The sequence below is a fragment of the Nocardia sp. NPDC058497 genome (assembly GCF_042720195.1).
Taxonomy (GTDB): Bacteria; Actinomycetota; Actinomycetes; order Mycobacteriales; family Mycobacteriaceae; genus Nocardia.
Map to the genome: position 1 here is coordinate 1 of NZ_JBHXMY010000295.1, position 7,295 is coordinate 7,295.

The window sequence follows — 7,295 nt, forward strand, 5'->3', positions numbered from 1 at the left end:
CCACCCCCGCCCCCAACCAACCCCGCTCACCCAGCCTGGCTGTCCGGCAGGTTCTCTCGCACCCGCAGCCGGCGGGCGCCCCGGCGCGGGGGCGAGGCGCCCGGTGGGGTGGATTACGCGGCGACTTGTTCCGGGCGGAGGGTCTTCATCGGGGGCCGGTCTTCGAGGGAGACCTCGGTGGAGTGGGGGATGAATTCGCCGCCGATCAGGGGGAATTGGGTGAGGGCGGCGCCGGAGTCGGTGACGCCGCTGCGGCCGAGGGCGGTGCCGAGGATTTGGCGGCTCATGACGCCGAGGTCGGCGAGGGGGCGGTTGCGGTGGGTGCGCACGCCCAGGTTGACCTGGGTGATGGCGTCCATGCCCAGCTGGTCGTAGGTGTCGAGGAGCAGGCCGATCTCGACGCCGTAGCCGGGGGCGAACGGGACGGCGGTGAGAAGTTCGCGGGTGCCCGCGTATTCGCCGCCGAGGGGCTGCAGGACCTGGGAGAGTTCGGGGCGAAGGGCCGCGAGGAGGGGGCGGGCGACGAGTTCGGTGACGCGGCCGCCGCCGTGGGCATCGACCGACTCACCCTGGCGCAGTGGGCGGCGGTAGTACGCCTTGGACAGGTGGGTGCCCGGCATGGTCAGCAGGGGGCCGAGGAGGTTGGGCACGAAGGCCGGGTCGGGGTCGATCAGGTCGGAGTCGACGAAGGCGATCAGGTCACCCGTCGTGCAGGCCAGCGAGCGCCACAGCGCCTCACCCTTGCCGGGGACCGGCTCGAGTTCGGGCACGGCTTCCTCGCGGGTGAACACCTCGGCACCGGCCGCGCGGGCACGGGCGGCGGTGGCGTCGGTGGAGCCGGAGTCGAGCACGATCAGTTCGTCGACGAGCGTGCCGAGCAGCGGCCGGATACTGGCCACCACCGCGGCGACGGTGTCTTCCTCGTTCAGCGCGGGCAGCACCACCGAGACGGTGCGGCCCGCCTTGGCGGCGACGAGCTCGCCGACCGTCCAATCAGGGGTGTCCCAGGTGTGGGTGGTGGCCCAGGCGGGCTCGCGGTGTTGGATTTTCATGCCAGACCTCGCAGAGTTCGTGCGGGGGGCCGGATGCCCTGGATCGCGGCGATCATGTCCACGACCCGCCGGGTTTCGGCGACTTCGTGAACCCGGAAGATGCGAGCGCCCGCGGCGGCCGACCACGCGGTCGCCGCCAATGTGCCCTCGACCCTCTCGGTCAGACCGACACCTAAAGTCTCCCCGATAAAATCCTTGTTGCTCAGTGCCATCAAGACTGGCCATCCGGTATTTACAAGACCGTCGATTCCGCGCAACAACTCGAGCCCGTGATAGGTGTTCTTTCCGAAATCATGGGTGGGATCGATCACGATGCCATCCCGGCGCACACCCGCGGCCGCAGCATTTTCCGCCGCGGCGACAACCGTCGCCGTCACCTCGGCCACCACATCGGCATAGCGGACCCGATGCGGGCGCGTACGCGGCACCGCACCGCCGGTGTGGCTGCAGACGATGCCCGCGCCAGTCTCGGCGGCCACGTGCACCAGGTCGGGGTCCGCACCGGCCCAGGTGTCGTTGACGAGATCGGCGCCGACGCCGACAGCGGCCCGCGCGACATCGCTGCGCCAGGTATCCACACTGATCAACAGGTCGGGATATTTCGCCCGGATCGCCGCGACGAACGGGACCACCCGCCGCGTTTCCTCGACGGCGTCGACCGTGACGCCGGGGCCCGCTTTCACCCCGCCGATATCGACCAGATCAGCGCCTTCGTCGACCGCGCGGGCCACCCGCTCCATGGCGGCCTCGTCGCTGAATGTCGCGCCCCGGTCGTAGAAGGAGTCGGGAGTGCGATTCACGATGGCCATCACCAGGGCACGATCGGTAGCCACGGGTCGCCCGCAGAGCCGCCTCTCCGCGACTTTTGCCGACGACTCGGTCCCGCTACTGCTGGTGCTCCGGGCAGGCGGTTGTGCTTCTGGTCGGGGTTCGGGCGTGCCCGACGAGTTACCCATGTTCATGCGAAATCAGACGTTACCTTGCTACCGCGGCGCTTGACCGGCCGCGACGTCGGCCGCGTACCCGTCGTAGGCGGGCACATACCCGGTAGCCGGACCCGACAGCACATACAGCCGACTGTCCCCATCCACGGCATAACCCTGCTTACGCAACTCCACCTTGCGGCTCTTGAACGTCGAAGTCTGCTCCAGCTCCGCCACCACCCGCACGAACAGCGGGATCGCGTACATCGGCAGCCGCTGGTAGACGGTCGCCGCCAGCGCCTTGCCGTCGAACTCGGCGCCGGGACGCAGGGTGACCGCGGCCATGCCCGCCTTGCCGTCGGTGCCGGGGATGTCGACGCCGTAGACGACGGCCTGCTCGATGCTCTCGTCGTGGTCGAGCGCGCCCTCGACCTCCGTGGTCGCCACGTTCTCGCCCTTCCAGCGGAACGTGTCACCGAGCCGGTCGACGAAGGCGATGTGCCAGAAGTGCTGATCGCGGACGAGGTCGCCGGTGTCGAACCAGCAGTCGCCCTTCTTGAAGCCGTCGCGAACCAGCTTGGATTCGGACGCCTGCTTGTCGGTATAGCCGTCGAAGGGCTGGCGGTCGTTCACCTTCGCCAGCAGCAGGCCGACCCCGCCCGAGCGCACGCGGCGCAGTTTCCCGTCGCTGCCGCGCCGGGCCTTGCCGGTCTCGTCGTCGTATTCCACGACCGCGTACGGCAGCGGGCACAGGCCGGCGGTCCGGTCGAGGCCGAACGCGTTGACGAACGCCAGCGGCGCCTCACTGGACCCGTAGAACTCCACCACCCGGCCGATCCCGAACCGCCTGCGGAACTCGTCCCACAGCTCCGGCCGCAACCCGTTGCCGACGGCGAGGCGGACCCTGTTGTTCTTCTCGGCGGGCCGCACTGGCTGGTTGAGCAGGTACCGGCACAGTTCGCCGATGTAGATGAACGCGGTCGCGCGCTCCCGGGCGATCTCCTCCCAGAACCCCGACGCCGAGAACTTGCGGCTGAGCACGTAGGTCGCCTCGCCCGCCAGCACTGCCGACAGCGCGACCGTGAGCGCGTTGTTGTGGTACAGCGGCAGGCAGCAGTACAGGCCGTCGTCCGCGCGCAGCCGGACACCGAGCCCGCCGAGCCCGGCCATGCTCTTGGTCCAGCGGTAGTGGGTCATCACGCTGGCCTTGGGTAGGCCGGTGGTGCCGGAGGTGAAGATCAGGAACGCCCGCTCGCCCGCGGTGACCTGCGTGCACACGGCCGGATCGGCATCGGGTGCGGTGCGGGCGGATTCGGCGAGTTCCTCGGCGGTGAGTACGTTCTCAGCGGGCGTGGGCAGCGAGTCCAGCGCCTCGGCGCATTCCTCGCCGACCACGGTGAGCACGCTGTCGAGCAGGCCTATGCTGTGCGCGAGCACCTGATCACGCTGGTTGTAGTTGAGCAGGCCCGCGCTGCCGCCGAGCTTGAGCACGGCGAGCACCGTGAACAGCGTCTCCGGCCGGTTGGTCATCAGCACGCCGACCACGTCGCCGCGCCGCACGCCGCGCGCGGAAAGCACTGCCGCGTACCGGTTCACCTCGCTGTTGGCGGCGCGATAGGTGTAGGAGCGGCCCTCGAAACGCAGGAAAACGCGGTCGGGCCTGCGGTGGGCGACCCGCTGGAAATACAGGCCGATGGAGGCTTTGGCCTTGGGCCCCACCAGCATTCCGCGCGCGTTGCGCAGCATGCCGGGTGCGTCCAGCGCCATCCCGGGCAGCGCCTTGGCCAGGTCGAAAACGCTCACGGTCGAGCGGGCGTCGTTGCTCACGTCGAATCTCTCCTAGCCGGCCACAGCCGGTTTCAGCGCAGCGAATGCGGCGGGCAGGTCGGCGGCCACGGTGAGGCGCTCGCGCGCCTGCGGCGACACCATCGCGCGTTCGTACAGTTCATCGATCCAGCGGAACAGCCCGCTGTAGAAGCCGTTCGCGTCCAGCACGACAACGGGTTTGGCGTGCTCGCCGAGGTAGCCGCCGGTCCAGGTCTCGAAGAACTCCTCGAGCGTGCCGATCCCGCCCGGCAACGTGAGGAACGCGTCGGATCGTGCCTCCATCAGCTGTTTACGCTGACGCATGGTGTCGGTGACGAGCAGTTCGCCCGCGTCGACATCGGCGACTTCGGAGTGCACCAGATGCTTCGGGATCACCCCGACGGTGTGCGCACCACCCGCGCGGGCCGCGGTGGCGACCGCGCCCATCATCGACACGTGACCGCCGCCGGAGACCAGTTGCCAACCGCGCCGGGCGATCTCGGTGCCGACGCGCGCGGCCAGGCTGATCAGGTCGGGATCGGTGGTGCTGGCCGAGCAGTAGACGCAGACGGAGTAGGGCGCGCTCACCACTGGTCCTCGGTCCCGAGCCGCTCGATGTTCGCGTGGTCGCCGGTCTCGCCCTGGATGATGCGCACGACCTCGTCGACGCTGTCGGTGAGCTGGATCAGGTCGAGGTCTTCGGGCGAGATCTTCCCCGAGCCCGCCAGCGAATCGCGCAGCCAGTCGACCAGGCCCGACCAGTAGGCGGTGCCGAACAGGATGATCGGGAACCGGGTGATCTTGCGGGTCTGCACCAGGGTCAGCGCCTCGAACAGCTCGTCGAGGGTGCCGAAGCCGCCGGGCAGGCAGACGAAGGCCTGCGAGTACTTCACGAACATCGTCTTGCGGACGAAGAAGTACCGGAAGTTGATGCCGAGATCGACCCAGTCGTTGAGGCCCTGCTCGAACGGCAACTCGATACCGAGCCCGATCGAGTAGCCGCCCGCCTCCGACGACCCGCGGTTGGCGGCCTCCATCGCACCCGGTCCGCCACCGGTGATCACCGCGAAACCGGCCTCGGTGAGCGCGGCGCCGATGGCCCTGCCCGCCGCGTACTCGGGATCGGTGCTCGGCGTGCGCGCCGAACCGAACACGGTGACCGCGGGCGGAACCTCGGCGAGCGCGCCGAACCCCTCGACGAATTCGGCCTGGATCCGCAGCACCCGCCACGGATCGGTGTGTACCCAGTCGCTGTCCTGCCGGGTATCGAGCAGGTTCCGGTCCGCGGTCCGCAGCCCGGGCTTGCGTTCCCGCCGGAACATCACCGGCCCACGGAACTTCGCCGTGGGTCTGACCTTCCCAGCCTGATCAGCGGAATCGGTAGACATACCCCCACGCTACTGGGTCCGAATCGCCGAGGGTCGTCAACGGGCTGACAGGTAGGTGCGCAGCATCGCGGTGACAGCGGTGATCTGGCTCAGCGGGACGTGTTCGTCGCGCTTGTGGGCAAGATTGGGGTCGCCGGGGCCGAAGTTGACGGCGGGGATGCCGCGGGCGGCGAAGCGCGAGACATCGGTCCAGCCGTACTTGGCGCGCACGCCGCCGCCACCGTGGGCATTGACCGAGTCGATGAGGGTGCGCGCGGCGGGCGCGGTGAGACCGGGCAGCGCGCCGGGCGAGGAGTCGGTGACCACGAAGTCGACGTCGAGGCCGTCGAACACCTCGCGCACGTGGGCGATGGCCTGCTCGACCGTGCGATCAGGGGCGAAGCGGAAGTTCACATCCACCTCGGCGGCATCGGGCACCACATTGCCGGCGACCCCGCCGGACACGCGCACGGCCGACAGCCCCTCGCGGTACACGCAGCCGTCGATGTCGACCTCGCGCGCCTCGTAGGCCGACAACCGGGCCAGCACCGGCGCGAGCCCGTGGATCGCGTTGACGCCGAGCCAGGCCCTCGCCGAATGCGCGCGCACGCCCGCGGTGCTCAGCCGCACCCGCAGCGTGCCCTGGCAACCGGCCTCGATCCAGCCGCCGGAGGGTTCACCCAGGATCGCCAGGTCGCCGTCGAGCCACTCCGGCAGTTCCCGTTCGATCCGGCCGAGGCCGTTGAATTCGGCGGCGATCTCCTCGGCGTCGTAGAAGATCAGCGTCAGGTCGTGCGCCGGCTCGGCGATGGTGGCCGCCAGGTGCAGGAATACCGCGTCGCCGGACTTCATGTCGACGGTGCCGCAACCGAACAGCACGGGCTCCCCGTCCACCGTGTCCGGGCGGCTCGGGACGTTGTCGGCGATCGGCACGGTGTCCAGATGACCGGCCAGAATCACCCGCGTCGGCAGCCCGCGGTGCGTGCGCGCCAGCACCACGTTCCCGTGCCGCAGCACCTCGAACCCGGTGGTCTGCTCCCGTAATGCCTGCTCGACCAGATCCGCGATCTTGGCCTCGTCGCGCGACACACTGGGCACATCGACGAGGGCGGCAGTCAACTGGATGGGATCGGCGCGCAAATCGAGAGTCACCTCTCGACAGTAGTACGCAGACGGGACCGCACTGCTCGTTCGCCGTCATCGCGGTGATCAACCGGCCGAAGGCTCGCGTTCCGGGCGAAGTCACCACGGTCCACGACAGCATCACCACAGCGAACATCAACCAACCAGCAACGACCTCGACAGACCACCGCCGCCACTCGTTTCCGGATGGCCCACAGCAAATATTACGAATCTGTGACTACGAACCCGGTTGCGGCACATCGTTTTTCGGTTCGATAGCGTTACATCCGCTGCCCAGTTCCGGGCAGCGGCAATATGGAGGGGCTCTACACAATGAAGTTCGGAAAGATCACTACCGCCGTTTTCCTCGCGGTGACCGCGGTGGGTATCACCGCCGCTACCGCGAACGGTCAGCCCGCCGTGGCGACCGAGCAGCCGGCCGTGGTGGCTTCAGGGGGCGTGACTTCGGGTGCCGTGCACGGCATCAACTACAACACCACGGTCTCGCCCGCGGACAAGACCATCACCTGGGCCGTCGACAGCGGCCGCTTCCAGGTCACCCCGGACGGCTCCGCGGTGGCCCTGGTCGCCGCTGACGGCGTGACCGTCGACCAGGTCGCGCTGCGCTCCGAGGTCGCCGGCCTGCCCATCGCGGTGGCCCCGGAGATCAGCCAGGACGGCCGCACCGTCACGCTGGCCGCGTCGATGACGCCCGAGGACACCGCCAAGCTGGCGAACGTGGCGGAGCTGAAGGACATCAGCTCCTACGACCGGCTGATGGCACAGGTCAACAAGAACCTGCCCGGCATCGTCATCGGCGGCATCATCGGCTCGTTCATCCCGTTCCTGTGGCTGATCACCATCCCCGCCGGCATGGTCATCGGCGGCTACGTGATGGGCGGCCAGGAATTCCTGGACGCCGTCACCGCCTTCGCCACCGGCCAGCCGTGATCTGAGGCAGTAACACCATGAAGGGTGCGCGGACGATTTTGTCCTGTGTCTTATAAACATATACCAGCCCACGA

At 68.7% G+C, this 7,295-nt stretch carries 7 protein-coding genes; 1 reads left to right on the plus strand and 6 read right to left on the minus strand.

Annotation, left to right across the window (positions count from 1 at the left end; translation table 11 throughout):
- Window positions 1–113: 113 nt before the first annotated feature.
- From ACFWPJ_RS19625 to dapE, 6 genes are read right to left on the minus strand one after another with little or no spacing between them, the layout of a single operon-like run.
- Entirely contained in the window at window positions 114–1,052 is a 939-nt protein-coding gene (locus ACFWPJ_RS19625) for a glucosyl-3-phosphoglycerate synthase (RefSeq protein ID WP_378853282.1), read from the minus strand.
- A complete protein-coding gene (gene folP, locus ACFWPJ_RS19630; RefSeq protein ID WP_378853294.1) occupies window positions 1,049–2,008 on the minus strand; it encodes a dihydropteroate synthase in 960 nt (319 codons plus the stop codon). Before folP ends, ACFWPJ_RS19625 begins: the two co-directional genes overlap by 4 nt.
- A 27-nt stretch (window positions 2,009–2,035) precedes the next feature.
- Complete coding sequence (locus ACFWPJ_RS19635) at window positions 2,036–3,802, minus strand: long-chain-acyl-CoA synthetase (protein ID WP_378853284.1); 1,767 nt, start codon at window positions 3,800–3,802, stop codon at window positions 2,036–2,038.
- Between the two features lie 12 nt (window positions 3,803–3,814).
- Window positions 3,815–4,369, minus strand: a complete 555-nt coding sequence (locus tag ACFWPJ_RS19640) for a TIGR00730 family Rossman fold protein (protein WP_378853286.1) — start codon at window positions 4,367–4,369, stop codon at window positions 3,815–3,817.
- A complete protein-coding gene (locus ACFWPJ_RS19645) occupies window positions 4,366–5,169 on the minus strand; it encodes a TIGR00730 family Rossman fold protein (RefSeq protein ID WP_378853288.1) in 804 nt (267 codons plus the stop codon). Before ACFWPJ_RS19645 ends, ACFWPJ_RS19640 begins: the two co-directional genes overlap by 4 nt.
- Before the next feature lie 36 nt (window positions 5,170–5,205).
- On the minus strand, window positions 5,206–6,300 hold the full coding sequence (gene dapE, locus ACFWPJ_RS19650) for a succinyl-diaminopimelate desuccinylase (RefSeq protein ID WP_378853290.1): 1,095 nt from the start codon (window positions 6,298–6,300) through the stop codon (window positions 5,206–5,208).
- Between the two features lie 303 nt (window positions 6,301–6,603).
- On the opposite strand from dapE, the gene ACFWPJ_RS19655 reads away from it, so the two are divergent.
- A complete protein-coding gene (locus ACFWPJ_RS19655; RefSeq protein WP_378853292.1) occupies window positions 6,604–7,221 on the plus strand; it encodes a hypothetical protein in 618 nt (205 codons plus the stop codon).
- The last annotated feature ends 74 nt before the right edge of the window (window positions 7,222–7,295 follow it).

Bases quoted from the DNA above. Each gene is read 5' to 3' on its own strand.
- ACFWPJ_RS19625 (WP_378853282.1), bottom strand. From the start codon at position 1,052: ATGAAAATCCAACACCGCGAGCCCGCCTGGGCCACCACCCACACCTGG.
- folP (WP_378853294.1), bottom strand. From the start codon at position 2,008: ATGGGTAACTCGTCGGGCACGCCCGAACCCCGACCAGAAGCACAACCG.
- ACFWPJ_RS19645 (WP_378853288.1), bottom strand. From the start codon at position 5,169: ATGTCTACCGATTCCGCTGATCAGGCTGGGAAGGTCAGACCCACGGCG.
- ACFWPJ_RS19655 (WP_378853292.1), top strand. From the start codon at position 6,604: ATGAAGTTCGGAAAGATCACTACCGCCGTTTTCCTCGCGGTGACCGCG.